This window comes from Leifsonia sp. T36S-04 (assembly GCF_042465655.1).
Lineage (GTDB): Bacteria > Actinomycetota > Actinomycetes > Actinomycetales > Microbacteriaceae > Leifsonia.
The window spans coordinates 2,207,271-2,232,788 of sequence record NZ_CP146286.1; the positions used below are offsets into that span (position 1 = coordinate 2,207,271).

Here is a 25,518-nt window from a genome sequence, read left to right on the forward strand (position 1 = left end):
ATGACCGCGGCGACAGCGAACCGGAACGATCCCACCATCGCCTGGCTGCTGGAGGGCGACCCGGCCATCCGCTGGCAGACACTGCGCGACCTGCTCGGCGCACCCCCGGAGGAGGTCGCAGCCGAACGTGCTCGCGTCGAGCGGGAGGGCTGGGGTGCGCAGCTCGTGGCGCTGCAGGACCCCGAGGGCACGTGGGGCGGCACGGTGTGGAAGCCCGAGGATCGCGACGCGACCGACACCGTCGTCCTGCTCCTGGCCCAGCTGGGCGCAACCGGGGAACGGACCCGGGCAGCGCTCGATCGCACCGCCGCTGGGGTGGACTGGGGCGAGGAGTGGGGCCACAGCCCCTTCTTCGACGGCGAGGTGGAGGCCTGCATCAACGGGAGGGTGCTCACCGCGGCGGCACCGTACGGGCACGCCACGGAGGTCATCCTCGGCAAACTGCTCGAGCTCCAGCAGGACGATGGCGGCTGGAACTGCTACGCCGAGAGCCGGAGCGATCCCGGGTCGTTCCACAGCACGATCTGCGTGGTCGAGGCTCTGGCCGCCTACAGGGATGCGGGAGGTTCCACCGACGTCGCGGATGCACTCCAGCGCGGGCAGGAGTATCTGCTGGAGCGCAGTCTGCTGCGTCGCAAGAGCACAGGCGAACTGATCGACGAGGCGTGGCTGGACTTCCGGTTCCCGTACTACTGGCACTACGACGTCCTGCGCGGGCTCGACCACCTCCGCGCGTCGGGCGTCGCGTACGACGATCGGGCTGCGGAGGCCGTCGAGCTGGTGCGCTCGAAGCGCCGGCCCGACGGGCGCTGGACGCTCGACGCCCTGCTCGCCGGGCGACCGGCGGTCCGGTTCGAGACGGTCGGCGAACCGAGCCGGTGGAACACGCTCCGGGCGCTCCGTGTGCTCGACTGGGCGGGCGTACAGTCCTCGGCATGACCGCTCGAACCCTGCTCCTCATCCGCCACGGCGAGAGCACGGCGAACGTCGCCGCGGCGGCCGCGGAGGCGGCCGGCGCCGACGTGATCGCCGTTGAGGCTCGCGATGCCGACGTCACCCTCTCCCCTCTCGGCGAGCTGCAGGCGGGGGCGCTGGGCTCGCGGCTGCGCCAGGTCCTTCCTGCCGACGCCATCGTGTACAGCTCGCCCTACCGCCGCGCCATCCAGACCGCACGTCTCGCGCTCGGGGAGCAGGTGCCGCTCCACCTGGACGAGCGCCTGCGCGACCGCGAGCTCGGCATCCTCGATCGGCTGACCGCGACCGGCGTCGAGCGCAGGCTTCCGCTGGAGGCGGAGCGCCGCCGCTGGTCCGGCAAGTTCTACTACCGTCCGCCGGGAGGCGAGGCGTGGACCGACGTCGCGCTGCGCCTGCGCTCGCTCTTGCGCGACGCGCTGCCGACGGCGCCGGAGGACGGCGTGGTGGTCGTCTTCGCCCACGACGCCGTCGTCAGCCTGTTCTTGTACGTGCTGCTCCGCATGTCGGAGGCCGAGCTCGCCGATCACCTGCTGACCCATCCGGTCTCGAACGCGTCGGTGACCGAGCTCGCGTTCGACGGCACGGCGTGGCAGCTGCGCGCCTTCGCCGACGACACGCACCTCACTGCCGCCGGGATCCCGGCGACCGAGCACGTGGGCGAGGCGCGGGCCGATGCGTGAGCGACGGGATGCGGTGAACACCCCCGCAGAGCAAGTCACGCCTGAGCTGCTGCGAGCGTGGCCGCTGCCCGAGCCGTCCGGATCGAAGCGATCGCGAGGCGAGGTGCTGGTCGTCGGCGGAGCCCTGCGCTCCCCCGGCGCCGCCATGCTCGCCGGCCGGGCAGCGCTGCGCGTCGGCGCGGGGCGCCTGACGCTGGCGATCGGCGCATCCGTCGCGGCTCAGCTGGCCGTCGCGCTCCCGGAGTCGGGAGTCGTCCCGCTGCCGGAGACGTCGGCCGGCAGCCTTCGCGGCACAGGCATCCGCGAGGCTGCGGGCGACCTGGCCTGCGCGGACGCCGTGCTGGTCGGGCCAGGACTCGACGACGCCGGCGAGACGGCCAGGATGCTGACCCGGATCGCCCGCGCCGTCGGGCCGGAGACGGTCCTCGTGCTCGACGCGTTCGCCCTGGGGGCCCTGGCCGGGCGACCGCGCCTGGCAGGCGGGGGGCCGCGCATCCTGACGCCGAACACCGAGGAGGCCTCGCGGCTGCTCGGACGCGAAGCGGACGACCTGGATGCGGACACCCGCGAACTCGCCCACCGCTACCGCGCCGTCGTCACCTGTTTCGGCCGGATCGCCGCACCGGACGGGCGCCTGCTGAACGTCGGCGACGGCGACACCGGTCTCGGCACCTCGGGAAGCGGCGACGCTCTTGCCGGGGCGATCACCGGTCTTGCTGCGCGCGGTGCGGAACCGCTGCAGGCCGCCGTCTGGGGCACCTACCTGCACGCCGCTGCCGGTCGCACCCTCTCCGGCAGCGTCGGGCGCCTCGGGTTCCTGGCCTCCGAGATCGTCGACCGGCTGACCGCGGAACTCGATGCGCTGAGCTGACGGCCGGCGCGGAAAAAGTTGCGTCTAGCCGTGCGAACGCGCGTCGCGTTACTCTCACCGCACGTCCAGACATCGGGCTGGAGTGGAGAGGGGAGTCACACATGGACTGGAGCAACTTCTGGAGTGTCGTCTGGCTGTTCTTCTGGAGCTTCGCCTTCGTGGCGTATCTCTTCGCACTGTTCGCGATCATCAGCGACCTGTTCCGTGATCACAAGCTGAACGGCTGGTGGAAGGCGGTGTGGATCATCTTCCTGATCTTCGTGCCCTTCCTCACAGCGCTGGTCTACCTGATCGCGCGCGGCCCCGGCATGGCGGAGCGCAACCAGAAGGAAGCCCGGCAGATGCAGTCCGCCACCGACGATTACATCCGCCAGGTCGCGGCATCGAGCCCGGCCGACGAGATCTCCAAGGCGAAGGCCCTGCTCGACAGCGGAGCCATCACACCGGACGAGTTCGCGCATCTGAAGGCGCACGCTCTGTCCGGGCACACCGCCCCGGCGGCCGCACCCGGCGGCGGGACCGCCCCCACAGCGCCGCCCGCCGCGGCCGGTCCGGCCACACCGCCGCCGCCGGCTCCGACGGTCTGAGAAGACCCGGCAACCGCAGCCGTCGCCCCCGGGTGGCGGCTGCGGCCGGGTCCGGCTCCTGGCGGCCGGTCAGGTCAGTGTGAGAGAGGGATGCGGACATGAGCGAGGCTGAACCGGCACCGGCACCGGCGCCGTCCGCGCCGCCGGCCAGACGGTGGCCGTTCCGCCGTCGCCAGCGCCCGGCAGCGCCCGCCGGTCCCGCCGACCCCGACACCGAGCTCGCCGCGCCCGGCGGTATCGGCCGCGGCCTCCGGATCCTCCTCGGACTCGCCGCCGTCGTGGTGGTCTCCTTCGGCCTCGGAGCCATCAGCGGCATCTTCGCCCCGACGTTCCTCGCGCTCGTCCTGACCATCTGCGCCCAGCCGGTGCGTGTCTGGCTCGAGCGCCACGGCACGCCGCAGGGGCTGGCGACGGGCGCCGTCGGGCTGACGGTGTTCGCGCTCCTCGCGGGATTCATCGGCCTGCTCTGGATCGCGCTCGCCCAGTTCGTCGGAATGCTGCCTCAGTACAAGCCGCAGCTGCAGCAGCTGGGCGATCACATCACGTCCTGGCTGCAGAGCATCGGACTGGGCGCGCAGCAGGTCCAGCAGATCAAGGCCGGCTTCAATCCCGGCACGATGCTCAACTTCTTCACCGGTCTGCTCGGCAACGCCGTCGGCCTCGTCGCACTGCTCGTGATCGTGCTGACCATGCTCATCCTGATGCCCGCCGATGCGGCGTACACGCCCTCCCTGCTCCGGCAGCTGCAGCCCACGCGTCCCAACCTGGTGTTCGCGATGAATGGATACGCCCACTCGGTCCGCCGGTACATGGTGGTCACGACGCTGCTCGGGATCGTGCAGGGCGTCCTCAACGGCCTCCTGCTGTGGGCACTCGGCGTGCCGGCCGCCCTCCTGTGGGGGATCCTGTCCTTCCTGTGCAGCTTCATCCCGAACGTCGGCTACTTCTTCGCCTTGGTGCCACCGGTCGTCTTCGGCTATCTCACCGGCGGCTGGGGCACGGTGCTCGCGATCATCGTCATCTACGGGATCATCAATGCCGTCGTGCAATCGGTGGTGCAGCCGAAGGTGGTCGGAAACGCGGTGGCGCTGAGCCAGACGCTCACCTTCTTCTCCGTTCTGTTCTGGGCGGTCGTGCTCGGGCCGATCGGCGCCATCCTCGCCATCCCCCTCACCCTGCTGTTCCGGGCGATCCTCATCGACTCCGATCCGCGCGCGCGGCTGTGGCGCCCGATCATCGGCGATCTGGCCCGCACCCGCGAACTGATGAAAGAGGAATCGAGCGCGCGGCGCGAAGAGCGGCGGCAGGAGCACGGCCACACGAACCGCGGGTAGCGCCGTCGGGTCAGGCGACGCGCTCCACCACTGCGAGGTCGCCGCCGCCCTCTACCGTGAGACGGCGCCCGATCTGCACCCGCTGCGGCTCCGCGCTGAATGCCCCGGCGAACAGCGCCTCGCCCTTGCGGAAGGTCGGCGACTGCTCCAGCACGCGGGGCGGCACGAAACCGAACACATCCGCCAGCTCGGCGAGGTCGCGCGGCGAGTTCATCCGCATGAGGCCCAGGTTGTCGCACTGCGAGAGCACATTCGGGTGGATCTTCGTCGGGCGCTGGGTCGACAGGAACAGCCAGAGCCCGAACTTGCGGCCTTCCGCTGCGATCTGGATGAGCTGCTCGGTCAGCTGCGCCTCAACGCTCGACCGCGGCACCGGCGGGCAGAAGTTGTGCGCCTCGTCGATGACGATGAGGACGGGCCGTCGCTCCATCCGCGTGCGCCAGAGGTCTTCCAGGACGCCGAGGGCCGCCGCCTGGGGCTCGCCGGGATGCGAGAAGCCTCCGACATCGAGGACAACAGCACGGGGCCGACGCTCGACCGCGGCCGCAGTGGACGAGCCGCCGAACGCCCACAGCGGCCACTCCAGGATCTGGATGTTGTCGATCCGCAGCCCCAGACGTCGCCGCGCGGGGTCGTGTGACGCGGCGAGCGTCTGGAGGAAGGTGTCCCGGGAGAAGTTCTCGGGACGCATGTCGAGGTGGAGCAGCGCGTTGTACTCCTCCTCGTCGGCGATCGGGTCGAGCCGGCCGACGGCAGCCTTCGAGGGCACGCTCAGGTCGACGAAACGGATGCGGAGTTGCGGTTCGCGTTCGGTGCTCGAGTGGAACACCTCGATGTCCACATCGCGCCAGCGGGCGGCGTCAGTAGGGTCGGCATCCTCCCGCGTGCGGGGCAGCTCGGTGAAGTCGGCGTTCGGGTCCAGGATCGTGACCGGGAGCCCGGTGTGCAGCAGCAGTTGCTCCAGCACGACGCCTAGCGCGTACGTCTTTCCGGAGCCGCTCTGGCCGCACCAGAACGTGTGCCGATTGAACCGGGAGCCGTCGAGAACCGCCGGGCGCCCGGGGTCCTCCGCCATCGTGCCGACCGTCAACGGAATCATCGACCCTCCCCCAGCCGGGGCCGGCCGGCCCCTGTGCGGCCGATGCTAGTGCCGCGATGCGGCCCACGGCACCAGGCAGATCGCCGACCGGGCGCTCAGCCCAGCTCGCGCCGCATCAGCCAGCGCACTGTTCCGCCCGAGTGCGCGTCCGTCGCCTGGACCCGGGTGAAGCCGTGGGCCTCGAACAGCCGTACGGTCCCGACGTAGCCGCTGATCGTATCCACCCGCTCGCCGGTGTCGACCGGGTACCCCTCGACCACCGTCGCGCCCGACGACCGCGCATGCTTGACCGCCCCGTCGAGGAGGGTGTGCATGAGTCCGCGCCCCCGGAACCCGGCGCGGACGACGAAGCAGACGATGGACCACGGGTCGCGGTCCTCGTCCAGGTGCGGGATGGTGCGGGAGTGCATCAGGCGCCGGTAGCTGGCTTTCGGGGCGACGGAGCACCAGCCGGCGACCGCGTCGTCCACGTAGGCCAGGACACCGGGCCCCGGCTCGGCCGAGCACTCCGTCCGCATGTACGCGATGCGTTCGGGCATCCCGAGCCGGGCGTCCCGGTACGACATGCACACGCAGCCGCCGCCGCCGGGCTTGCGCGGCACCATCAAGGTGGCGAAGTCGTCAAAGCGGCCGGTGGCGGAGAGCACCTGAACGGTCATGCCCGCACGCTAGCCCTCGCCGCCGACATCGGCGGCCGCTGGAAAGGGGCGCTACTCCGGGCGCAGGGTGTCGGGGAGGGGGAAGGGCAGCGTGTAGAACAGCTGCGGGGCATCGATGGCGCCGAAATCGTCCTTCTTCACGACGATGCGCTGGGTCGACACCTCGGTCAGCCGCACGCGCAACCGCCGCCCGTCGTCGAGCAGGAGCTCGTACCGGTCGGCGAGGTAGCCGATCCCGGCCCGCTCCAGCATCTCCTCGCCGGTGAGCCAGTCGACAGGGCCGGCGAGCTCGCGCCCGAGCAGATCGACGGGCACGAAGGCGTCACCCTCCGGACGCAGCCATCCGACGCGCTCGCCGTCCTCGCGGCGGTGCTCGATCCATCCGTGCATTCTGCATACCCTAGCGGCCGGACGCGGACCTATGATGAGCGCGTCCACACCTGGTGGTACCCGGCGCCGACGCCGGGGCACCTGCCCGGAAGGAGATGCAGCATGACCCTGAATCTCGCAGCGACCGAGGAGCGCGCAGAGAGCCCGCTCTCCGCCGAGGAACTGTTCGAGGCGGGCCGTGCCGCTCGCGGCAGCGTTCCCCGCTCGAGCCTGGCGGACTACGAACCCCCGCGCGGGCGCGACCCGCTCGGCATCCTGCGGACCCAGCACGAGAACCGCCTGCAGAACCTGATCGATCTTCGGGTGGAGAGGATGAGCGCGAACGCGTTCGCGTTCTACCGCGGCACAGCCGCGATCCAGGCCGCCGATCTCGCCGCCGCTCCGACCACCGGCGCCGAGGTGGTGATCTGCGGTGACGCCCACCTGAGCAACTTCGGCATCTACCGGTCCCCCGAGAACGCCATGGTGTTCGACATCAACGACTTCGACGAATCGACGGTCGGCCCGTGGGAGTGGGACGTGAAGCGCCTGCTCGCGAGCGTCGTGCTCGCCGGCCGCTCCCTCGGCCTGCCCGCAGAGCGCATCCGGCTCACCACCGAGGCGGCGGCGGTACAGTACCGGATCGCGATGCGGAACGCCCTCGAAGCGCCGCTGACGACGCGCTACTACACCCCGGCTTCGATCGAGGACGCCCGCAACCGCAACGCGGTGAGCAAGGACATGCTCCGTCTGGTCGACCAGGTCTCGAAGGAGTCGCGGAAGCGCACGAGCGAGAACGTCGCCCGCAAGACCATCGAGACGGACGAGAACGGGATGCTCCGTTTCGTGGAGCGACCGCCCATCCTCACGCGGGTGGAGCCGGAGGTGCGGGCCCTCGGCGAGGGGGCCTACGCAGAGTACCGGCGCACGCTCCCGCCGAACACCGCACTGCTCGCGTCCCAGTTGCGACTGGACGACGTCGCACGCCGGGTCGTCGGCGTGGGCAGCGTGGGCACCCGGTGTTTCGTCATCGCGCTGCGCGGGCCGACCGGGGAGGTGGTCCTGCTCCAGCTGAAGGAGGCCGAAACCTCGGTCGTCGAGCGCTTCGGCGGGGTGGACCCGCTCCCCGGATACCTCGACCTCAGCCTCCTGCCCGATGAGCAGGGGTACCGCGTGATCTCGTGCCAGCGCATCCTGCAGGCGGTGTCCGACCCGTTCCTCGGGTTCCTCCGGGTGGAGGGGTTCGCCTTCTACATGCGCCAGTTCCGCAACCGCAACGCGTCGTTCGAGATCGCCGCAATGAACCAGACGCAGTTCTTCGACTATGCGCGCATGTGCGGTGCGGTGCTGGCGCGCGCGCACGCCCGCTCCCCCAAGTCGGCGTTCATCTCGGGGTACCTGGGATCGGGTCCGGCATTCGTGCGCGCGACCGCCGAGTGGGCGGAGCGCTACGCCGACCAGGCGGAGGCGGACTTCGCCGAGTTCGTCGTGGCCGCGCGCGACGGGGCGTTCGCCGTCAGTTGACGACGGCGGCGCGAGCGCGCTGGCCGTCGGGCAGGAGGAAGTCGCGCACGGCCTCCTCCACCTCGGGCGTATCGAGGTGCAGTCCGTGGCGCGCGTCGAACTCCCGGAGCGACGCGTGCGGGATGCGGTCCGCCAGCACCCGGCCGTGCGCCGCGGGAGTCAGCGCGTCGTGCATCCCGTGCACGATCAGCGTCTCGGCGCGGATGCGGTCGAGGACCGCGGAACCGTCGTGATCCCGGCTCGCGGCGAAGTGCCCGCGGAGGGCGGGACGCGATGCGACCCGGGTGAAGAAGCGGTCGACGTCATCGGGATGCGCATCCGCCCACCCGGCGTCGAAGAACAGCGGCAGCATCCGTGCCCGGTCCCCGCTCAGCAGGTCGGCGAGGGCGCCGGGGTCGCGGCGCGCCGCGCTCCGGTCGCCGGAACTCGTCGCGATGAGCACGAGGCGCCGCACCCGCTCCGGATGGTCGGCAGCGAGCCACTGCGCGACGCGCCCGCCCATCGAATGACCGACCACGTGGGCAGCCGCGACAGCGGCGGCGTCCAGGACGGCCACCGCGTCCTCTGCGAACGCCCGCGTCGAGTACCGGACCGGGTCACCCGGCCCGCTCTCCCCGATGCCTCGGTGGTCGTAGACGATGACGCGGAAGTCCCGGGCGAGCGCGCCGGCGAAGGGTCCCCAGCCGTGCATCCCGGTCGCCTGACCGGCGATGAGAAGGACCGGCACACCGACCCCGCGCTCCTCGAACGCGATGGGCGTCCCGTCGTCCGCTGGGGCGAACTCTGTCACGGCGCGGCCACGATCGGTCGCTCGCGGACCGCCCGGGCGCTCCACCGTCCATCGGCCTTCTCGACACGGATGCGGTGCTCGAACGCCCGCGACACCGTCTCGGTCGTGATGACGTCGTCGATCTCGCCGAGCGCGAGCGTTCGGCCGTGCGCGATGAGCAGGGCGTGCGTCGTCGTCTCGGGGAGCTCCTCCAGGTGGTGGGTCACCAGGACGGACGCCAGCTCCGGACTGGAGTGCGACAGACCGTCGATGGTCTCGAGCAGCTGTTCCCGCGCCGCGACGTCGAGGCCGGTGGTGGGCTCGTCGAGCAGCAGGAGTCGCGGGTCGGAGATCAGGGCACGTGCGATGAGCGAGCGCCCACGCTCGCCCTGGGACAGCGTCGGCCACCGCGCAGCGGACCGGTCGTCCAGCCCGACCGAGTTGATGAGGTCGCGGGCCAGGCGCAGCTCTGCGCCGGTCGCCTCCCAGCGCATCGGCGGCTCCAGCGACCCGGTGAGTCCGGTCAGGACGACCTCGGTCACCGTCAGCGGCGAGCGCACCGGATGCCGTGGGTTCACGTGCCCGATGTGGCGCCGCAACTCCTGCAACTCGACCCGTCCGAGCCGGCGGCCGAGCACATCCACGGTCCCGGAGGTCGGGAAGCTGAGCGCACCGCAGAACCCGAGGACGGTCGACTTGCCCGCGCCGTTCGGCCCGAGCAGGGCCCAGTGCTCTCCGGCCCGGACGGTCAGGTCGATCCCCTCGAGGATGTGCGTGCCACCGCGACGGAACGTCACGTCGCGCAGTTCGAGGACGGATGCGGGGCTCACCGGCCCACTGTATCCAGAGCCCTGCGCCCACCCTGGCAATCGGCAGGGTGTCCCTTCACCCGCCTCGCACCCGGGTCTACTGTGCGTGTTCGACGTATGCATCCTGCACAGCGGATGCGTCAGAAGGAGAACACCACCGCCGTGACCCTCGACCTGCCGACCATCCCTCTCATCACCGCGCGCTTCCGCGGTGACGCCACCGCCGAACTCAGCGTCGACGGCGAGCGCGAGGAGTTCGCCGCCGACAGCGTGGAGCAGCTGCGGGATGTGGTGCTCGCCCGGGTGAGCGCCGTCGCCGCCGAACTGGGGCGTCCCGTGCAGCTCACGGCCGAGGACGAGGACGGGGCCTGGCTCCTCGCGGTCCACCCGGACGGCGAGATCGGCGAGGAGGAGCCGCTCGAGACGGAGCCGGAGCCCGGCGAGCCCGGCGACCTCCCGGCTCCGACCCCGGCGCACGGCGCACACGCCGCCGGGGCCCACGCCGCCCAGGACAGCCCACAGCGCACGTCGTTCCTGCAGGAGCAGCCGCGCACCGACCGCGCCTCTCGCGGGTGGCGTGGCTTCCTCGTGCGCGTCGGGGTGCCCGTCGCCGCCTCGCGGGCGGAGCAGGTGGAGCGGGCCGAAGTGCAGGCCGTCAGCCGCCACTGGGCCGGACCACGCACCATCTCGATCGTCAACGGAAAGGGCGGCGCCAACAAGACGCCGACGACGGCGATGCTCGCGTCCGTGTTCGCCCGCAACGGCGGGTCGGGCGTGCTCGCCTGGGACAACAACGAGACGCGCGGCACCCTCGGCTGGCGAACCGAGCAGGCGGCGCACGACGCCACGCTCCAGACCCTGCTTCCGGCGGTCGACCACCTCCTGTCCCCCGCCGCGCAGTCGTCGGAGCTCGGCTACTTCGTCCACCACCAGACCGGTGACAAGTACGACGTCCTGCGGTCGAACCCGGCGATGCTTGCGACCCAGCAGCGGATCACCACCGAGGACTTCGACCGGCTGCACGCGGTGGCGGCCAAGTACTTCCGCCTCATCTTCGTCGACTCGGGCAACGACGAGTCCGCCGAGCGCTGGCTCCGGATGATCGACCACACCGATCAGCTGGTGATCGCGACCACCGCGCTCGGCGAGCACGCGGAGGCGGGAGCGCTGCTGCTGGAGGCCCTGGCCCAGCGCGACGAGCGGTCCGCGCGACTCGCGCGCGATGCGGTCGTGATCGTCTCGCAGTCGGAGCGGACCGGCAAGCGCACCGATGCCCGCACGGTCGCGGCCGGCTTCGAGCCGATCGCCCGGCGCGCCGTCACCATCCCCTTCGATCCGGCGCTGCACGGCGGCCGGCTCGACTTCGAGACCCTCGCCAAACCCACGCGCCGCGCCTGGCTGCACGCTGCCGCGGCGGTCGCCGAAGGCCTCTGAGGAGCCGCTCCCGGCGGCAGGTCACGGTTCGGTGACGTTCGGTCTTCCTTCGACCATTACCTAGGGGACGCACAGCCCCGCTGCCTACGCTCGCCCGATATGACGACGCAGCCGCTGAGAGTGGGGCTCCTGGCACGCCGCCGGCTGGCCCGGTCGGCCCGCCGCGATGCCGCCGCCGTGCACGACACGGAGGCCGATCGCGCCGACGCCACGACCCCGACGCTCGCGACCCTCCAGGCCCGCGCCGACGCGTACGCCAGGCGCGAGGAGCAGCGGTTCTTCCGGGGCATGCGGCGTGAGCTGACCGAGCACCGCGTGATCGTCTCGGCGCTGCGCAGCGACCTCGACGCCTACGACGAGGCCCTCGAGCGGCTGCCCGATGCGGACGACCGCGCCGCCGCGCGGAACGGCATCGCCGAGGGACGCGGCCCCGCGTTCGAAGAGCTCCGCCGCCTGGAGCGCCGCATCCGGCGGGCGCACCGCCGCGCGGACGAGCTCAGCGCACTCATCAACGCGCGCTTCACGACCGCCCAGCTCAGGGCGGCGCGGATGTTCGACCGCTCGGACGAGAAGTCCGCCATCTACTGGGGTGCACTGCGCGAGGCCACCACGGGCCGTGTCGCACCCCGGCCGCCCGCGTTGCGCCGGTCGGAGTGGCTGACCGCCCGGGGAACCGCGGTGGATGCCCTGCACCCGATCAGCACATCCCGCGACCTCGACAGCCTCCGCGAACACGAAGCCGACCACAGGAGGACCGATGCCCCGGCGTGAACGACTGAACGACTACCGTGTGCCCTCGACCCGCGGGCTGCGCCGCCGGCTGCTCTGGAGGCTGCGGCGGATGCGCCATGCGGTCGACGTCGAGACGCTGGAGGTGTTCGAGCACGAGCTGTCCGCCTTCGAGCGTGCCGGCGTGGCCGACCTCGAACGGCAGCGCACCCGGAACGTCGCCGCCGCGTCGGCCCGGGTCGCCGAGGCGCAACGGCGTGAGGAGCTGATCCGCCGCGCGCTCGACCGCGCCGAGGACGACATCCGCCGTGCCGAGCGGGACGCCGAGCGGCTCGACGCCAAGCTCGCCGGCCACGACCCCGACTTCCACACCTACGCCTGAGAGGACGCCATGGCCCGCGACATCGTCACCCGCCCGCCCCACCTGCGCCCGCGCGTCGGGCACATCTCCCCCTTCGCCCACGCGATGGTCTACGTGCTGCTCGCCGCGATGATCGCGGTGGACTACATCCTGCTCGCCCAGGCGCTCACGCTCCTCCTGCGCAACGACAGCCAGTACGGCTCCATCGGCCTGCAGATGTACGTGATCACGCTCGGGATCTCGCTCGCTGTGGTGACCCTGCCGCACGTGGTCGCGATCCTGCTGCGCCGTGTGCAGGCGGGGGTCATGTCCCGCCGCTGGATCGCGACCTCGGTCGTGCTGGGACTGGTCTGGGCGGCCATCCTCGCCGCCATCACCATCGCCCGGATCAAGGCCGGGATCGACGCACAGAGTGCGGGCGGTCTGACCGGCCTGGTCGGCGGCGCACAGACCGCGGCGCCGGCCGGTTTCTCGTGGACGGCGCCGGACACGATCATGGCGTTCCTGATGCTCGGGGTGCTCACCACGTCCGGCGCACTCAGCTTCGTCGCGGCCTGGCTCACCACGCGGCCGCTCCTCACCGCGGCCGAGAAGGCGCACGCCCACGCGGTGCGGCTGCGGCAGCACCGCGACCGGCTGCTGGGCGAGGCCGTCGCCGCTCAGGAGCAGACGCGATCGGCGCTTCTGCTCGACACCCACGACGCCGTGCGGTACACCGGCGCCCGGGTGACGTTCCACTCTCGGATGGATGTGGTGCGCGCTCAGCTCGGCACGCGCCTGGCGCAGCGCGAGCGCGATCCGGAGAGCACGAGCCAGATCATCCGCGAGCTGCGGGCGCGACGCAGTGTCGAGGCTCCGGATGTCGCAGCCCCGCTTCCGCCCGGAGGCCCGGCCGCTCCCGGCACGGCGACCGGGGCCGCCCAGTGACGCGCGCTGCGGGTCCTCTGCGTCCCCGGCTGCTCGCCGCTGCGGCGGCCGTCCTCGCCGTGTGCGCGGGCCTGACGGCGTGCACGCCGGCGACCGCGTCCGGTGAGGCGTGCGACCAGTCCCACAAGCGCAACCTCGGCGTCGTCGCCGGGAGCACCGCCAACACTCCGGCCGTCGCGCTCCCCGCCTCCGCGTCGTCCCAGCTCCAGGCGGCAGGCAAGACGAACGGCTCCGTCACCGTCGTCGTGCCGTCCGGCACGCCGCAGGTGATGGGCACCACAGCACTCGGATCGTCCGCTCAGGACGGCATCGTCTGCCAGAACGACCAGCGCACCAAGCTGACGCAGATCACCTCCTACATCGGAAGCCTCAAGGCCTCCGCCCCGGAAGTGGACTACCTCGGCGCCATCGACCAGGCGGCACGCGACCTCGGCAGCGACCCGATGGGGGTCATCGTCATCGGCAGCGGCCTGCAGACGACCGACCCGCTGAACTTCGCGGGCACCGGCCTGCTGTACGCCGACCCGAGCCAGGTCGTCGCGGACCTCACCGCCCGTGGCCTCCTTCCGTCCGACCTGAAGGGCGTCACCGTCTACTGGTCCGGGATGGGCGATGTGGCGGGTGCGCAGCAGCCGCTGACCGTACCGGCCCGGAGCAACCTCGAGGCCATCTGGTCCGCGGTCGTGAAGGCCGCGGGCGGCACCCTGTCGCTGCTTCCGGAGCCGGCTTCCGGGAGCGCGGCCCCGTCGCTCCCCGCCGTCACACCGGTGACCGTCGAGGCAGTGTCGACCAAGACCGACTGGACGCATCCCGTGGTCATCCGCAACAGCGACCTGCTCTTCACGAAGGACACGGCGAACTTCTCCGACCCCGCTGCCGCCCAGAAGGTGCTGGCCACGCTCGTGCCGGCCATCGAGCAGAACGGCAAGCCGGTCACGATCACGGGAACGGCGTCGAAGGACCAGGCGACCAGCAACACAGCCGATACGGCCCTGTCCTTGCGCCGTGCGGACGCGGTGAAGACGGCACTCGTCGGCCTGGGCGTCCCGGCGGCGCTGCTCCAGACCGCCGGAGTCGGCTTCGAGTGGTGCGGCTGGAAGAGCGAGACGGACGCGACGGGCCGCTACTCCGATGCCCTCGCCGAGCAGAATCGCACCGTCATCCTCACCTCCGCCGGCGTCGGGCTGTGCAGCTGACGACAATGCCGTAGAGGGGGAATTCGGTGGCGCGGGACGCGGTTCCTACGGGCATGACGACTATCGGACTCATCGGATCAGGCCACATCGGTTCACAACTCGCCCGCCTCGCGGTGGCGAACGGCTACGACGTGGTGCTCAGCAACTCCCGCGGACCGGAGACCCTCCAGGGCCTCATCGACGAACTCGGCGACCACGCGCGCGCCGGGACGCCGGCCGAGGCAGCCGCTGCGGGCGACATCGTGGTGGTGACCACCCCTCTCGCCGCTGAGGCGACCCTCCCCGTCGAGGAGCTCGCGGGCAAGATCGTGATCGACACCAACAACTACTACCCGCAGCGCGACGGACACATCCCCGAGCTGGAGGACGATTCGACGACCGTCGCCGAGCGCCTGCAGAAGGTGCTGCCGGCCTCCCACGTCGTGAAGGCCTTCAACCACATCGGCGCCGCGGAGCTCACCCGCCAGAGCCTCCCCGCGGGCTCCCCCGACCGCCGGGCACTCATCGTCGCCGGCGACGACGCTGCGGCGCGGGAGCGCGTCGCCGCCCTGATCGACCAGTTCGGCTTCGACCCGGTCGACATCGGCGCGCTGGCCGAGGGATGGCGTGCGCAGCGCGACACTCCGGCCTACGTCAAGAGGTACGACGTCGACGGGCTGCGTCAGGCCCTCGCTGCGGCAAAGCGCTATCGCGACATGTGATGGTGCGCGGTGGGGCTCAGTGCGCGACTTCGGCCGACACGAGCTCCACCGTCAGCGTCGCGTCGTCCGATTCGGCGGCCGCGCGGGCGGAGAGGTAGCTTCCGCTCACGAAGGCGATCGTCGCGAAGACGAGCGCCACGACCAGGTCGGCCCACTGGGTCGACGTGAGGTGCTGCAGAAGCCCTCCGGCCACACCCGTACCGCCCGAGGTCTGCCCCAGGAGCAGTCCGAAGGCCAACGCGCAGACAACGGCGGAGAATCCGAGGACGTACCAGGCGATTTCTTTCACATGCCTAGCTAACCCCGGCCTCCGAGGCGGATAAAGAGCCTTGCGCAGAATGCAGTTTGCGTGCTAAAGCCCGTTCTGGTGCGCGCCCTCTGTACAAGCGCACAGGAACGCAACACAATTACGTTACATGAGCCACCCTCATGTAATCCGGACGCCGGACCAGCGGCTGAGGATCTTCGTCTCGTCCACGCTGCAGGAGCTCGCCGCCGAGCGGCGTGCGGCACGGACCGCCATCGAACGCCTCCATCTCGCACCCGTCATGTTCGAACTCGGCGCTCGGCCGCATCCCCCTCGGGAGCTGTACCGGGCGTACCTCGAACAGAGCGACGTATTCCTCGGGCTCTACTGGGAGCGGTACGGCTGGGTCGCACCCGACGAGGAGGTCTCCGGGCTCGAGGACGAGTACAACCTGTGCCCGCCCGAGCTCCCGCGCCTGCTGTACGTGAAGAGTCCTGCGGACGCCCGCGAGCCGAGGTTGACCACACTGCTCGCGCGCATCCGCGACGACGACCGTGCCGCGTACAAGTACTTCGAGACCCCGAAGGAACTGGCCCAGCTCATCGAGAACGATCTCGCCATCCTGCTGGCCGAGCGCTTCGACCAGAGCCGCGCCGCGATCACCGCCGACGTCGCCAGCGACGCCGACCGGGTCGTCGAGCCCGTCCGCCTTCCCGTACCGCTGACGGGACTGGTCGGTCGCGATGACGACATCGCGGCGATCGTGGACCGCCTCGAACACGGCACGCGCTTCGTCACGCTCGTGGGGCCCGGCGGGATCGGGAAGAGCCGCCTCGCCATCGCCGCCGCCCGCGCCGCCGCCCAGGACTTCGACGACGGAGCCGTCTTCGTCGACCTCTCCGCCGTCCACGACCCGGCGCGCGTGCCCAACCGGATCGCTCAGGCACTCGGCGTGCGCGACACGGGAGATGCGCCCATCCTGGACAACCTGGTGACGGCACTACGCGACCGCCGCATCCTGCTCGTGCTCGACAACTTCGAGCAGGTCCTGGACGCGGCCCCGCTCCTCACCGGACTCCTCGCGGCCGCTCCCGGCCTCTCGGTGCTGGTGACCAGCCGCTCGCTCCTCCGGGTGAGCGCCGAGCAGAGCTACGAGGTCGGCCCGCTGGCCGAGGACTCGTCGGTCAGCCTGTTCGTCGAACGGGCACACGCCGTCAAACCCGACTTCGAGATCACACCCGAGAACACGGTAGCGGTGAGCCGTGTCTGCGCAGCCCTCGACGGCGCTCCGCTCGCCATCGAGCTGGCGGCCGCGCGCATCCGGGTGCTCTCTCCCGCCGAGCTGCTCGACCGCCTCGACAGCCGGCTGTCGGTGCTGGTCGGGGGGTCTCGCGACCTCCCGGAACGGCAGCAGACCATCCGGAGCACGATCGAGTGGAGCACACAGCTCCTGTCGCCCGGCCAGCGGCGGTTGCTCTCGCGCCTCGGCGTCTTCGAGGGCGGCTTCACCCTCGAAGCGGCCGAGTTCGTCGGCGCGGACGGCGACCCGACCGACGGCCCCGGGGTCCCGGGCGCGGGCATGGACGTGCTGACCGACCTGGCGGTGCTGGTCGACTCGAGCCTCGTGTCCCAGCACGACAGCGACGACCGCCCGCGCTTCACCATGCAGGCGATCGTGCGCGAGTACGCCCGCGAGCAACTGTCGTCGGACGGCGGCCTCAGCAGCGCGCAGGACGCACACGCCCGGTACTTCATCGACCTCGGCTCCCGGGCCCGCCTGCCGCTCAAGGCCGGCGGGCAGCGGGAGTGGCTGCAACGGCTGGGCGACGAACGCGACAACCTTCGCGCCGCCGAGCGGTACCTGCTGGATGCCCGCGACTGGGACCGTGCGGCCCAGCTCGCCTTCAACCTGTTCCTCTACTTCTGGGTGACCGGGCTTCTGGGCGAGGTCCGGACCTGGATGGACGAGCCGCTGGAGTCGGGCGACGCGCTCCAGGACCGCACGCGGGCCATCGCGCTCTACTTCACGCGCACGATCCGGTTCTGGAAGGATCCGGACGGCCGCGTGGCGGCGGACCTGTCGGAGAGCGCCGACCTCTTCCGGCGGTGCGGCGACCCCACGGGTGAAGCGATGGCGCTGATCTCGCTCGCCCTCGCGCTGATGGCGGGCGACAAGCCGGACACGGCTCGTGCCGCCGAGGTGATGGAGCGCAGTCTCACGCTCTTCCGCGAGACAGGGGACGGCTGGGGCGAGTCCATGGCGCAGGTGCTCCTCGGGCGAGTGGCCCTTCTCGAGCAGCAGTTGCGGTCGGCGTTCGAACGCTTCGACGAGTCGCTGGCACTCACACAGCGCACGGGCGACGCGGTCGGCGGCCGTATCGCCGCGTATCACCTCGGCTGGGCGCACCTGCTCCTCGGGTCGCCCGAGGACGCGCGGAAGGACTTCGCCCTGAGCGTCACCCTGTCCACGTCGCTCGGGCACATCGAGGGGATCGCGTACGGGCTGGAGGGCCTCGCTGCGGTCGCTGCCCTCGCAGGGGACGTCGACCGGGCCGGACGGCTGGCGGGAGCGGCCCACGCCCTGCGCGAGCGGTCCGGTACCCACAACGGGCCGACATTCACCTTCCACCAGCGGTACCTCGACCGCCTCGCCGCGGTGGCACCGCCCGGACGCCTTGCAGCCGCCGTCGCCGAAGGCCGCGAACTCGGCGTCGAGCAGGCCGTCGCCGAGGCGCTGACCGAACCCAGTCTCAACTGAGGACTCTGCCGCTGAAAGGGCCGCTTAAGAGGGGGAACCCCGGCGCCAGAGCGGTGCCGGGGTTCCAGATCCCGCTGGCGCACCCGAAACGCCGCGCGGGATGGTCTGTTGGGTCAGATGGGCCTGATGGGTCAGGCGATCAGCGCCTGCTCCGCGTCGTCCGCCTGACGGGCGGGAGACACCCAGGCGCCGTAGACGGCGACCCGTGCGGACTCCAGCGTCGCGTAGACGCCGAGCTCGACGCCGGTGCAGTCGGTCGCCACGAAGCCGTCGTGGTTCCGGTCCACCATGCCGACGTAGGCGGTGGGAGTCGAGGCCACCCACAGCGACGCCGCCGGCGAGTGCCACGAGACGTACTCGGTGGGGAGGTCGATGATGTCGGCGAGCTGTGCGGCCATGGCTTCTTCCTGCTTTCTCTGCCGTCGCGGGCGATTCGAAGATCTCTTCACATGATCGAACCGTCGCTGCAGCAGTGCAAGAAAACGGGGGGGCCTTGAATTACCGGATCACATCCGATATAAGTCAGCGCTGGCCGGGCGACCGGACCTCCGATTCGTCCATCACGACCATTCCGGACGCCCGGGCGCCGGTCTGGATCATGGCCTCGATCCAGTCCTTGTTGAGCGTCGGGATCTTCGAGCCGGAGAAGAACATGTGCAGGGCGACGCCGTTGTCGACCCAGATGGTGTGACGGCCGCTGCCGAGCTCGGCGGGCACGGGCCAGGTGAGGAAGAAGTTCTCGCCGCGCCGCAGCTTCGTGCTCACCGCGATCTGGATGTGGAAGAGCAGGCGGTCGTCGAGGTCGTAGCTTTCGCCGTCGTAGCGGAGGGTGCCCACGGGTTCCTTTCGGTGCGTCGTTACCACGCGTTCAATGCTGCTGTGAGCTTATACGCCTGCGTACAGGTGTATCGTGACCGGGCGACAGGCTTCAACACCGCCGGATCGAAAGGACCACCGCATGATCGTTCACCGCCTCACGGTTGATGGAAAGGATTACTTCCTCCCTGACCCGGTGGACGACCTGCGCGGCAAGATCCTGGAGGCCGTCCGTGCGGGCGGCGGCTATGTCACCATCCCGCCGCTGCGAGGAGGCCCCGGTGTGGATGTGCTCTTCTCCCCCGGCATGCCGGTCACGTGGGCGCAGATCGAGGTCGACCCCCCGGCTCCCCGCCAGGAGGAGACGCGCGTCGATATCGACTCGTTCGACGCTCTCTAAGGCCTGACAGCGCGGCCCCGGGTTCTCGGACCGGGGGCCGCCTAGCTGCGGCCGCGCGCGCGGTACCAGGACCGCAGTGCCTTCGCCGGCTGCGGTTTGGCGATCCAGAAGCCTTGCGCACGATCGCACCCGGCGGCGGCCAGCCGCTCGAACTGCAAGCGGTCCTCCACCCCCTCGCCGACGACGCGGATGCCCCGGTCATGCGCCTCTGTGATGATCTGGGCGACCTCGTGCGCTCGCTCGTCGGGCTGCACCAGGCTCCGGTCCAGCTTGATCTCGCGTGCGTGAAGCGCTTCGGCGCGGGCGAACGAGGAGTGGCCGGTTCCGAAGTCGTCGACCGAGATGGTGACGCCCGCCGCGGCGAGCGCCTCGAGCGGCTCCGCCACACGCTCCGGATGCCGGATGCGCCGACTCTCCGTGACCTCGACGATCAGGGTGTGCGGGTCGCACCGGCCGGTCGCGAAGGCGCCCTCGAACATGTCGTAGAGCGATGGGTCCTCGAGCTGGGTGGCTGACACGTTCACTGCCACGTCGATGCTGCACCCCGGCGTGTACTCCGCCGTCACATCCGCGATGATCCGGGCGGTGAGCAGGGGAAGGAGCCCCGTCTTCTGGGCCACGTCGACGAAGACGTCAGGAGAGATGGGCCCGCGGTGCGGGTGCGTCCAGCGGGCCAGCGCCTCCACTCCGACGACGGAACTGTCGGCGACGTCGATCTGCGGCTGGTAGGCAGCAAGGACGTGTCGCTGCGCCAGCGCGATCTGGAGATCGCGGGCGAAGTCCTCGAGGGTCCCGTCCACCAACGTCATCCCATCGATCGTCTCCAGGCGCCTCGGGGTTGTCAATATTTCGGCTGACCCCTTGCGAAGACGGACGCTACCCGCTAGCGGAGTCTGCGACGACGGTGCCTCAGCCCTCCTGCGACGCTGAGACAGGTCGCCGCAGCCGCCCCCGCGACTGCGGCGACCACCAGGTCCACCGCTTGCACGGCGGGCTCGACTGCCCCGACCGGTGCGAGCATCAAGACGATCGCAGCGAGTGCGATCGCCGCCGCGAATGCGCCAGCCGATGACAGTCCTTGCATTGCCGTTCCCCCTTATGAAGGCGTCCCCCTCCGTCGGCGAGCATAGCCATCCCACAGCTTCACGGACATGCACCCCACGCCATCTTCACCGAATCGTCACCAAGCGCCCGGGAGCGCCGACCACGCACTCGGCTAGGCAGCGGGTGGGAAGGCGGCGGGGTAGGGCTGGCCGGCGTCGGCGGAGCGCGAGACGGGCGCCCATCGGAGGTCCGACTCCAGCAGACGGCGATCCTGCGCGACGCTCATGTCGGTGGCGTTCGTGCCGAGCGGCAGGTTGGCCGGGATGTCGGAGCGTTTGGCGACCGCGACCAGGATCTCCGCGGCCCGCTGCGGGTCTCCGGCGGGGCCCTCTCCGCTCTGGCGCACACGCCGGTTCATCGCACCGACCGTCTCGTCGTACCCCTCCGGGATGTCGCGCACCTCCATCGACGAACCGGCCCAGTCGGTCCGGAACCCGCTCGGCTCGACGACGAGGACCGAAACGCCGAAGGGTGCCGTCTCCGCCCGGAGGACGCGGCTGAACCCATCGATCGCGAACTTCGCCGCCTGGTAGGACGCGATGCCCGGCGACCCGCCCACGCGGCCCCCGACCGAGGAGAACTGGATGACGAGTCCGCCGCCCTGCGCCCGAAGCAGCGGGATGGCCGCCTTGCTGACGTTGTAGACGCCCCAGAAGTTGGTCTCGAACTGAGTACGGAAGTCGGCATCGTCGGTCGTCTCGATCGGCGACACGTTCGCGTAGCCGGCGTTGTTGACGATGACGTCGACCCGTCCGAAGCGGTCGTGCGCCTGACGCAGGGCAACGGCGGCCTGGGCCGCGTCCGTGACGTCGAGCGGCAGCGGGAGGATGCGATCGCCGTATTCGGCGACCAGGTCGTCGAGCTGCTCGGGGCGACGCGCAGTCGCGGCGACCCGATCTCCGGCCTGCAGCGCGGCGACGACGAGAGCGCGACCGAAGCCGCGCGATGAACCTGTGATGAACCATGTCTGTTGCATGAGTTAATGAAACACCGTTTCTTTAAATAATGCAACTGCGTTGCACTAAGATGGCGTCATGACACCAGCGGAGACCTTCCAGCGCGCCCGCACCCCGGAGGCGAAGGCGGCCCGCGAGCACGCCATTCTGGACGCAGCCCGCGCCCTCGCCTCCGAGCGCGGGATCCGTGCCGTCACCCTCACCGATATCGCCGACGCGGTCGGGATGCACAAGTCGGCGATGCTGCGATACTTCGAGACCCGGGAGGAGATCTTCCTGCGGCTGACAGCGGACGGCTGGCGCGAATGGACCCCCGCGCTGTGCGAGCGGATACGCCGGAGCTCCACACCCGGCGGTGTCGCAGCCGCATTCTCGTCCACCCTCGCCGCTCGCGGCTCCTTCTGCGACCTCCTCGCGCAGGCGCCCCTCAACCTCGAGCGCAACGTATCCGTCGAAGCGGTGCGCACGTTCAAGCTGACCACCGGCGAAAGCCTGGCTCTCATCGCGGACGCGGTGCGGGATGCCCTCCCCGCCATCTCCCCCGCCGCCGCCCGGGACGCGGTGGCGGCGGCGACCTCCCTCGCCGGCACGTTCTGGCAGATCTCGACTCCGCCCGAGGAGATCGCGAAGCTCTACCGCAGCGACCCGCGCCTCGGGCATGCGCTCATCGACCTGGAGCCGCGACTCCGTCGCATCCTGACCGCATACCTGACGGGGGCGGTCGCCGGCTGAGACCGGGCGTACGGTGTCGGCGTGACCGACGCCTCCACCCCCATCGCTTCGACGGCAGCATCCGAGGCGCGGCGGGGGCGTGCGCCCGCATTCGCGGTGTGCATCGCCGTCGGAGCGCTGACCATCCTCGATCTCTCCGGCGTCAATGTCGCGCTGCCGTCCATCCAGCGTTCGCTGCACGCCGACTCCACCCAGCTGCAGCTCATCGTCGCGGGATACGCCCTCGCCTTCGGGCTGACCCTCATCCCGTCCGGGCGGCTCGGCGACACCCGGTCGCGGCGCGCGATGTTCGTGATCGGACTGGTCGGCTTCAGCCTGGCGAGCGCCCTGTGCGCACTCGCGCCCGGCATCGTCTGGCTGACGATCACCCGGTTCCTGCAGGGAGCGGCGGCCGGGGTGCAGATGCCGCAGGTGCTCGGGATGATCCAGCAGCTGTACCGAGGCGAGGAGCGCGGGCGCGCGTTCGGCATCTTCGGCGCCATGGTCGGTATAGCGACCGCGATCGGCCCGACGCTCGCCGGCGCCCTGATCGCGATCGGCGGCGCCGAGGAGGGGTGGCGGCTGCTGTTCTGGTTCAACGTGCCGTGCGGCGCCGTCGCGCTGTTCTTCGCTCTCCGCTACCTCCCGCGCGATCAGGAGCGCGCCGCGGGCGGCACGCAGCTCGACCCGGTCGGCCTGGTGCTGCTCGCGATCACCATCCTCGGCTTGATGCTGCCCTTCCTCTTGACCACCGGCTCGTCGACCGATGACCCGCTGCGCTGGCTGTGGCTGATCGCGTTCGCCGTCGGCGGCGCCGCCTTCCTGGCCTGGGAGCGGGCGTACCGAAGGCGAGGGCTGTCGCCGATCGTGCACCTGGAGCTGTTCCGCGTGGCGTCGTACCGGAACGGCCTGCTGATCGCGACGGTGTACTTCGCCGGTCTGCCCGCCAGTTTCCTGGTCACCACGCTGTTCCTGCAGGAGGGCTTGCACGCCCAGCCGCTCGCGGCGGGACTCGTGAGCGTGCCCTTCGCGCTCGGCGCCGCGGTGTCCGCCTTCGTCGGGGGCCGGCTGGTCCAGCGTTTCGGGCGGGCGCTCGTCGTCGTGGGGCTGATCATCGTGATCGCCGGGATCGGAGCGCTGCTCGCCTCCGCAACACTGGCGCCGCCCTCCGTGGCGGAGTGGTGGATGGCAGGTTCGACGCTGGTCGGCGGGATCGGCGGCGGCCTCGTCATCTCGCCGAACCAGACGCTGACGCTGTCGGAGGTGCCGCCGGAAGAGGGCAGCGCCGCCGGGTCCATCGCGCAGCTGGGCCAGCGGGTCGGCACCGCTGTCGGCGTCGCCCTGGTGACCGCCGTCTTCTTCTCCACCGTCCCCGGAGGCGGGACGCATCCTGTGCCGGAGTATCACGACGCCGTCCGCAGCGGCTATCTGGTGACGCTCGCCCTGCTGGCTGTCGCGCTCGTCGTCGGACTGGTCGACCTGCGAGCCCGGCACAAGGCGGGCAAGCAGGGGGTGTGACGATCGGTTCACCCGCAGGGCGCGTCATTCCCCGGACCTGGAACGTCCAGACCGTAGCCTGACCAAGTAAATACGCCCGTTCGGGGATGGGGATGTTCCGATGGTCTCGCTGCATACGCGCGCTCGCGCGCCGATCGCGCTCAGCCTCCTGGCTGGGGCGGTCCTCGCCGCCGTGCTCACAGGGTGCGCGCCCCAGGGCGACCAAGCGGGTACGGCGACGCCCACGTCGTCCACGACCCGCACGTCCACGTCCCGAGCAACACCGACGCCGACGGCGACCCCCACCGAGACTCCGGTCGCCCTGCCGAGCCCGGAAGCGTCGTCCGTCCCCACCGGCAACCCGGCGGCGAAGGCCCTCGCCGTGCAGGCCTGCGAGGCCGTCTCCGGCGGATTCGCAGCCGACAACGTGGCCGCCGCGGCCCCGCTCGCCGCACAGGCGGCCTCCGCCGACACGGGCTGGCAGCCCCTCGCCGACAAGCTGGAGTTCATCCGGACGCACCCGATCGACCCGGAGACCGGCGAAGGTCCGCGAGCGACCATCGACTACTCCGCCGCCGTTGCCCACGACTGCTTCACGCAGGCGGGCGTCACCGTGAGTCAGGACTGAGATGCGCGCCCTCCGACGGACCTCGCTCCGCGTCGCCCTGCTGCTCACCCTGGTGCTCGCGGCGGGCGCCTTCTCCGCCACGTCGACGGCTCCTCCTGCCCAGGCCGCCGTGGCGCAGCCGGCCGAGAGCATCTGCACCGAGACGTGCGTCAACGTCCCGAGCACGCCTCAGGCGGCTGCGCAACGACTCCTCGACTACTACAACTCGGGTTCGCTGATCATCGAGTGGGAGGAGCGCGCCATCATCCCCGCCGAGCTCCAGCCCATCGCCAACGGCACGATCAGCCAGACTCCGCAGTGCAACATCGACCTCCGCACTCTGCAGACGCTGGTCATCATCATCCGCAATTTCGGCTCCGTACAGGTGAGCGACCTGAACCGGCACTGCGCGAACGACGGCGTGGCGACCTGCGCGAGCAACCCCACTTCGCGGCACTGCACCCCCGCCGGCAACACCAACGCCATGGACCTCACCTACATCGGCAACCTCCGCACCCGCGGCAACGACGGCCCGACCAACATCCTGCTGCCGTTCCTCGACTCCTTCATGCCGCCCGGGTCGAGGGCCGGCCAGGCCGCCAACAGCAACGGATGCGGGGCGTACTGGATGCCGCCTCTCACGAACATCTCGCGGTTCGCGGACTACTGCACGCACATCCACGTCGACTTCGGTTCGACCACCGCGCCGCTGCGCCGGCTGACCACCCGGTAGGCCGGCCAGCCCCTCACTGCGGGTACGGGGTCTCCCCCGCCTGCAGCATGGCGACCAGCTTCGCGAGGCGGTTGGCGCGGCTGGTCTTGCTCGGTGCCGTCACGATCCGGTGCAGCACCGCGAAGCGGTTCTGGCTGTTCAGGCGGTCGAAAGTGACGCTCGCCTCGGGGGCACCGGCCAGGGCGGCGGCGAGATCGTCGGGCACCTGGATGGATGACGGTCCGGCGTAGGCGCGCTCCCATCGGCCGTCGGCCTTCGCACGCTCGATCTCGGCGTGCCCGCTCGGGCGCATCCTGCCTTCGGCGATCAGGGTCGCCACCAGCCCGACGTTGCGTTCCGACCACAGCGATGCCCTGCGGCGCGGCGTGTACCGCTGAACGAAGGTGCCGGCGTCGCGGGACCGCCGCTGCCCGTCGATCCACCCGCTGCAGAGCGCCTCGATGAGCGCTTCCTGGTACGTCAGGCGGGTGGGGTCGGTGACACCCTTCTTGGCGAGCACGAGCCAGACGCCGTCGGAGGTCTGCTCGTTCTCGTCGAGCCAGGCGCGCCACGCGGCCTGATCGGCGACCACGAGGTGATCGACCCCGGAGGGTTTCGCGTCGGCGGTCATGCCGTGATCATAGAGGCGGCCTCCGACGCTCGGTTCGCTCCGACAAGCTCTGCGA

General features: G+C 70.9%; 29 protein-coding genes. 18 read left to right on the forward strand and 11 right to left on the reverse strand.

From position 1 onward, the window contains the following. From P3F85_RS10760 to P3F85_RS10780, 5 genes are all read left to right on the forward strand, one after another. Entirely contained in the window at positions 1-939 is a 939-nt protein-coding gene (locus tag P3F85_RS10760; RefSeq protein WP_374007395.1) for a hypothetical protein, read from the forward strand. Continuing rightward, a complete protein-coding gene (locus P3F85_RS10765) occupies positions 936-1,655 on the forward strand; it encodes a histidine phosphatase family protein (protein ID WP_374007396.1) in 720 nt (239 codons plus the stop codon). The genes P3F85_RS10760 and P3F85_RS10765 overlap by 4 nt, the downstream gene beginning before the upstream one ends. Beyond that, a complete protein-coding gene (locus P3F85_RS10770) occupies positions 1,648-2,526 on the forward strand; it encodes an NAD(P)H-hydrate dehydratase (protein WP_374007398.1) in 879 nt (292 codons plus the stop codon). Before P3F85_RS10765 ends, P3F85_RS10770 begins: the two co-directional genes overlap by 8 nt. Before the next feature lie 101 nt (positions 2,527-2,627). Continuing rightward, entirely contained in the window at positions 2,628-3,113 is a 486-nt protein-coding gene (locus tag P3F85_RS10775) for an SHOCT domain-containing protein (protein WP_374007400.1), read from the forward strand. Between the two features lie 98 nt (positions 3,114-3,211). Beyond that, entirely contained in the window at positions 3,212-4,447 is a 1,236-nt protein-coding gene (locus P3F85_RS10780) for an AI-2E family transporter (RefSeq protein WP_374007401.1), read from the forward strand. Positions 4,448-4,457: 10 nt separating this feature from the next. Here P3F85_RS10780 and P3F85_RS10785 read toward each other — a convergent pair whose 3' ends face one another. The 3 genes from P3F85_RS10785 to P3F85_RS10795 form a co-directional block, all read right to left on the reverse strand. Next, a complete protein-coding gene (locus P3F85_RS10785) occupies positions 4,458-5,546 on the reverse strand; it encodes an ATP-binding protein (RefSeq protein WP_374007403.1) in 1,089 nt (362 codons plus the stop codon). A gap of 95 nt (positions 5,547-5,641) precedes the next feature. Then, the gene (locus tag P3F85_RS10790) at positions 5,642-6,205 is read right to left on the reverse strand and encodes an N-acetyltransferase family protein (protein ID WP_374007405.1); all 564 of its coding nucleotides are present in this window, start codon (positions 6,203-6,205) and stop codon (positions 5,642-5,644) included. A gap of 51 nt (positions 6,206-6,256) precedes the next feature. Continuing rightward, complete coding sequence (locus tag P3F85_RS10795; RefSeq protein ID WP_374007407.1) at positions 6,257-6,595, reverse strand: hypothetical protein; 339 nt, start codon at positions 6,593-6,595, stop codon at positions 6,257-6,259. Between the two features lie 102 nt (positions 6,596-6,697). Between P3F85_RS10795 and P3F85_RS10800 the strand changes: the two genes are divergently transcribed. After that, entirely contained in the window at positions 6,698-8,098 is a 1,401-nt protein-coding gene (locus P3F85_RS10800; RefSeq protein ID WP_374007408.1) for a DUF2252 domain-containing protein, read from the forward strand. Here the strand turns inward: P3F85_RS10800 and P3F85_RS10805 are convergent. Further along, on the reverse strand, positions 8,091-8,888 hold the full coding sequence (locus P3F85_RS10805; RefSeq protein WP_374007410.1) for an alpha/beta fold hydrolase: 798 nt from the start codon (positions 8,886-8,888) through the stop codon (positions 8,091-8,093). The two genes, P3F85_RS10800 and P3F85_RS10805, sit on opposite strands and share 8 nt — an antisense overlap. Then, positions 8,885-9,697: an ABC transporter ATP-binding protein gene (locus P3F85_RS10810; protein WP_374007412.1), complete on the reverse strand. Its 813-nt coding sequence runs from the start codon at positions 9,695-9,697 to the stop codon at positions 8,885-8,887. Before P3F85_RS10810 ends, P3F85_RS10805 begins: the two co-directional genes overlap by 4 nt. A gap of 114 nt (positions 9,698-9,811) precedes the next feature. Here P3F85_RS10810 and P3F85_RS10815 point away from each other — a divergent pair, with 114 nt between their 5' ends. From P3F85_RS10815 to P3F85_RS10840, 6 genes are all read left to right on the forward strand, one after another. Then, a complete protein-coding gene (locus tag P3F85_RS10815; protein WP_374007413.1) occupies positions 9,812-11,110 on the forward strand; it encodes a MinD/ParA family protein in 1,299 nt (432 codons plus the stop codon). A 99-nt stretch (positions 11,111-11,209) separates the two neighbouring features. Then, on the forward strand, positions 11,210-11,881 hold the full coding sequence (locus tag P3F85_RS10820; RefSeq protein WP_374007414.1) for a hypothetical protein: 672 nt from the start codon (positions 11,210-11,212) through the stop codon (positions 11,879-11,881). Beyond that, the gene (locus P3F85_RS10825) at positions 11,868-12,221 is read left to right on the forward strand and encodes a hypothetical protein (RefSeq protein ID WP_374007415.1); all 354 of its coding nucleotides are present in this window, start codon (positions 11,868-11,870) and stop codon (positions 12,219-12,221) included. The genes P3F85_RS10820 and P3F85_RS10825 overlap by 14 nt, the downstream gene beginning before the upstream one ends. A 9-nt stretch (positions 12,222-12,230) precedes the next feature. Beyond that, positions 12,231-13,127, forward strand: coding sequence for a hypothetical protein (locus tag P3F85_RS10830; RefSeq protein ID WP_374007416.1), 897 nt, complete (start codon positions 12,231-12,233; stop codon positions 13,125-13,127). Beyond that, positions 13,124-14,323: an OmpA family protein gene (locus tag P3F85_RS10835; RefSeq protein ID WP_374007417.1), complete on the forward strand. Its 1,200-nt coding sequence runs from the start codon at positions 13,124-13,126 to the stop codon at positions 14,321-14,323. The genes P3F85_RS10830 and P3F85_RS10835 overlap by 4 nt, the downstream gene beginning before the upstream one ends. 53 nt (positions 14,324-14,376) lie before the next feature. Beyond that, positions 14,377-15,024, forward strand: coding sequence for an NADPH-dependent F420 reductase (locus tag P3F85_RS10840; protein WP_374007418.1), 648 nt, complete (start codon positions 14,377-14,379; stop codon positions 15,022-15,024). Positions 15,025-15,040: 16 nt separating this feature from the next. On the opposite strand, the gene P3F85_RS10845 is transcribed toward P3F85_RS10840, so the two are convergent. Continuing rightward, a complete protein-coding gene (locus P3F85_RS10845; RefSeq protein WP_374007420.1) occupies positions 15,041-15,313 on the reverse strand; it encodes a hypothetical protein in 273 nt (90 codons plus the stop codon). Positions 15,314-15,440: 127 nt separating this feature from the next. On the opposite strand from P3F85_RS10845, the gene P3F85_RS10850 reads away from it, so the two are divergent. After that, entirely contained in the window at positions 15,441-18,029 is a 2,589-nt protein-coding gene (locus tag P3F85_RS10850) for a DUF4062 domain-containing protein (protein WP_374007422.1), read from the forward strand. A 131-nt stretch (positions 18,030-18,160) separates the two neighbouring features. Here P3F85_RS10850 and P3F85_RS10855 read toward each other — a convergent pair whose 3' ends face one another. Both P3F85_RS10855 and P3F85_RS10860 read right to left on the reverse strand, forming a co-directional pair. Then, positions 18,161-18,427, reverse strand: coding sequence for a hypothetical protein (locus P3F85_RS10855; RefSeq protein WP_374007424.1), 267 nt, complete (start codon positions 18,425-18,427; stop codon positions 18,161-18,163). A 124-nt stretch (positions 18,428-18,551) separates the two neighbouring features. After that, the gene (locus tag P3F85_RS10860; RefSeq protein ID WP_374007426.1) at positions 18,552-18,866 is read right to left on the reverse strand and encodes a hypothetical protein; all 315 of its coding nucleotides are present in this window, start codon (positions 18,864-18,866) and stop codon (positions 18,552-18,554) included. Between the two features lie 121 nt (positions 18,867-18,987). Between P3F85_RS10860 and P3F85_RS10865 the strand changes: the two genes are divergently transcribed. Then, complete coding sequence (locus tag P3F85_RS10865) at positions 18,988-19,245, forward strand: hypothetical protein (RefSeq protein ID WP_374007428.1); 258 nt, start codon at positions 18,988-18,990, stop codon at positions 19,243-19,245. 41 nt (positions 19,246-19,286) lie between these two features. On the opposite strand, the gene P3F85_RS10870 is transcribed toward P3F85_RS10865, so the two are convergent. Together P3F85_RS10870 and P3F85_RS10875 are read right to left on the reverse strand one after the other, a co-directional pair. Next, positions 19,287-20,054: an EAL domain-containing protein gene (locus tag P3F85_RS10870; protein WP_374007430.1), complete on the reverse strand. Its 768-nt coding sequence runs from the start codon at positions 20,052-20,054 to the stop codon at positions 19,287-19,289. Between the two features lie 407 nt (positions 20,055-20,461). Continuing rightward, positions 20,462-21,325, reverse strand: a complete 864-nt coding sequence (locus P3F85_RS10875) for an SDR family NAD(P)-dependent oxidoreductase (RefSeq protein ID WP_374007432.1) — start codon at positions 21,323-21,325, stop codon at positions 20,462-20,464. A gap of 58 nt (positions 21,326-21,383) precedes the next feature. Between P3F85_RS10875 and P3F85_RS10880 the strand changes: the two genes are divergently transcribed. The 4 genes from P3F85_RS10880 (at position 21,384) to P3F85_RS10895 (ending at position 24,853) form a co-directional block, all read left to right on the forward strand. Then, a complete protein-coding gene (locus P3F85_RS10880) occupies positions 21,384-22,037 on the forward strand; it encodes a TetR/AcrR family transcriptional regulator (RefSeq protein ID WP_374007434.1) in 654 nt (217 codons plus the stop codon). Between the two features lie 21 nt (positions 22,038-22,058). Next, on the forward strand, positions 22,059-23,534 hold the full coding sequence (locus P3F85_RS10885; protein ID WP_374007436.1) for an MFS transporter: 1,476 nt from the start codon (positions 22,059-22,061) through the stop codon (positions 23,532-23,534). A gap of 100 nt (positions 23,535-23,634) precedes the next feature. Further along, entirely contained in the window at positions 23,635-24,141 is a 507-nt protein-coding gene (locus P3F85_RS10890) for a hypothetical protein (protein WP_374007438.1), read from the forward strand. A gap of 1 nt (position 24,142) precedes the next feature. Then, positions 24,143-24,853 carry a hypothetical protein gene (locus P3F85_RS10895; RefSeq protein WP_374007440.1) on the forward strand — a complete coding sequence of 237 codons (711 nt, stop codon included), beginning with the start codon at positions 24,143-24,145 and terminating at the stop codon, positions 24,851-24,853. 13 nt (positions 24,854-24,866) lie between these two features. Here the strand turns inward: P3F85_RS10895 and P3F85_RS10900 are convergent, their stop codons facing one another. After that, entirely contained in the window at positions 24,867-25,463 is a 597-nt protein-coding gene (locus P3F85_RS10900) for a YdeI family protein (RefSeq protein WP_374007442.1), read from the reverse strand. Positions 25,464-25,518: the final 55 nt, after the last annotated feature.

What these genes read in the sequence shown, in the direction of transcription:
- P3F85_RS10890 (WP_374007438.1), top strand. Translation starts at nt 23,635, where the DNA reads ATGGTCTCGCTGCATACGCGCGCTCGCGCGCCGATCGCGCTCAGCCTC.
- P3F85_RS10780 (WP_374007401.1), top strand. Translation starts at nt 3,212, where the DNA reads ATGAGCGAGGCTGAACCGGCACCGGCACCGGCGCCGTCCGCGCCGCCG.
- P3F85_RS10875 (WP_374007432.1), bottom strand. Translation starts at nt 21,325, where the DNA reads ATGCAACAGACATGGTTCATCACAGGTTCATCGCGCGGCTTCGGTCGC.
- P3F85_RS10880 (WP_374007434.1), top strand. Translation starts at nt 21,384, where the DNA reads ATGACACCAGCGGAGACCTTCCAGCGCGCCCGCACCCCGGAGGCGAAG.
- P3F85_RS10855 (WP_374007424.1), bottom strand. Translation starts at nt 18,427, where the DNA reads ATGGCCGCACAGCTCGCCGACATCATCGACCTCCCCACCGAGTACGTC.
- P3F85_RS10820 (WP_374007414.1), top strand. Translation starts at nt 11,210, where the DNA reads ATGACGACGCAGCCGCTGAGAGTGGGGCTCCTGGCACGCCGCCGGCTG.
- P3F85_RS10800 (WP_374007408.1), top strand. Translation starts at nt 6,698, where the DNA reads ATGACCCTGAATCTCGCAGCGACCGAGGAGCGCGCAGAGAGCCCGCTC.
- P3F85_RS10775 (WP_374007400.1), top strand. Translation starts at nt 2,628, where the DNA reads ATGGACTGGAGCAACTTCTGGAGTGTCGTCTGGCTGTTCTTCTGGAGC.
- P3F85_RS10840 (WP_374007418.1), top strand. Translation starts at nt 14,377, where the DNA reads ATGACGACTATCGGACTCATCGGATCAGGCCACATCGGTTCACAACTC.
- P3F85_RS10765 (WP_374007396.1), top strand. Translation starts at nt 936, where the DNA reads ATGACCGCTCGAACCCTGCTCCTCATCCGCCACGGCGAGAGCACGGCG.
- P3F85_RS10770 (WP_374007398.1), top strand. Translation starts at nt 1,648, where the DNA reads ATGCGTGAGCGACGGGATGCGGTGAACACCCCCGCAGAGCAAGTCACG.
- P3F85_RS10900 (WP_374007442.1), bottom strand. Translation starts at nt 25,463, where the DNA reads ATGACCGCCGACGCGAAACCCTCCGGGGTCGATCACCTCGTGGTCGCC.
- P3F85_RS10850 (WP_374007422.1), top strand. Translation starts at nt 15,441, where the DNA reads ATGAGCCACCCTCATGTAATCCGGACGCCGGACCAGCGGCTGAGGATC.
- P3F85_RS10795 (WP_374007407.1), bottom strand. Translation starts at nt 6,595, where the DNA reads ATGCACGGATGGATCGAGCACCGCCGCGAGGACGGCGAGCGCGTCGGA.
- P3F85_RS10895 (WP_374007440.1), top strand. Translation starts at nt 24,143, where the DNA reads ATGCGCGCCCTCCGACGGACCTCGCTCCGCGTCGCCCTGCTGCTCACC.
- P3F85_RS10815 (WP_374007413.1), top strand. Translation starts at nt 9,812, where the DNA reads ATGCGTCAGAAGGAGAACACCACCGCCGTGACCCTCGACCTGCCGACC.
- P3F85_RS10790 (WP_374007405.1), bottom strand. Translation starts at nt 6,205, where the DNA reads ATGACCGTTCAGGTGCTCTCCGCCACCGGCCGCTTTGACGACTTCGCC.
- P3F85_RS10870 (WP_374007430.1), bottom strand. Translation starts at nt 20,054, where the DNA reads ATGACGTTGGTGGACGGGACCCTCGAGGACTTCGCCCGCGATCTCCAG.
- P3F85_RS10830 (WP_374007416.1), top strand. Translation starts at nt 12,231, where the DNA reads ATGGCCCGCGACATCGTCACCCGCCCGCCCCACCTGCGCCCGCGCGTC.
- P3F85_RS10785 (WP_374007403.1), bottom strand. Translation starts at nt 5,546, where the DNA reads ATGATTCCGTTGACGGTCGGCACGATGGCGGAGGACCCCGGGCGCCCG.
- P3F85_RS10760 (WP_374007395.1), top strand. Translation starts at nt 1, where the DNA reads ATGACCGCGGCGACAGCGAACCGGAACGATCCCACCATCGCCTGGCTG.
- P3F85_RS10865 (WP_374007428.1), top strand. Translation starts at nt 18,988, where the DNA reads ATGATCGTTCACCGCCTCACGGTTGATGGAAAGGATTACTTCCTCCCT.
- P3F85_RS10825 (WP_374007415.1), top strand. Translation starts at nt 11,868, where the DNA reads ATGCCCCGGCGTGAACGACTGAACGACTACCGTGTGCCCTCGACCCGC.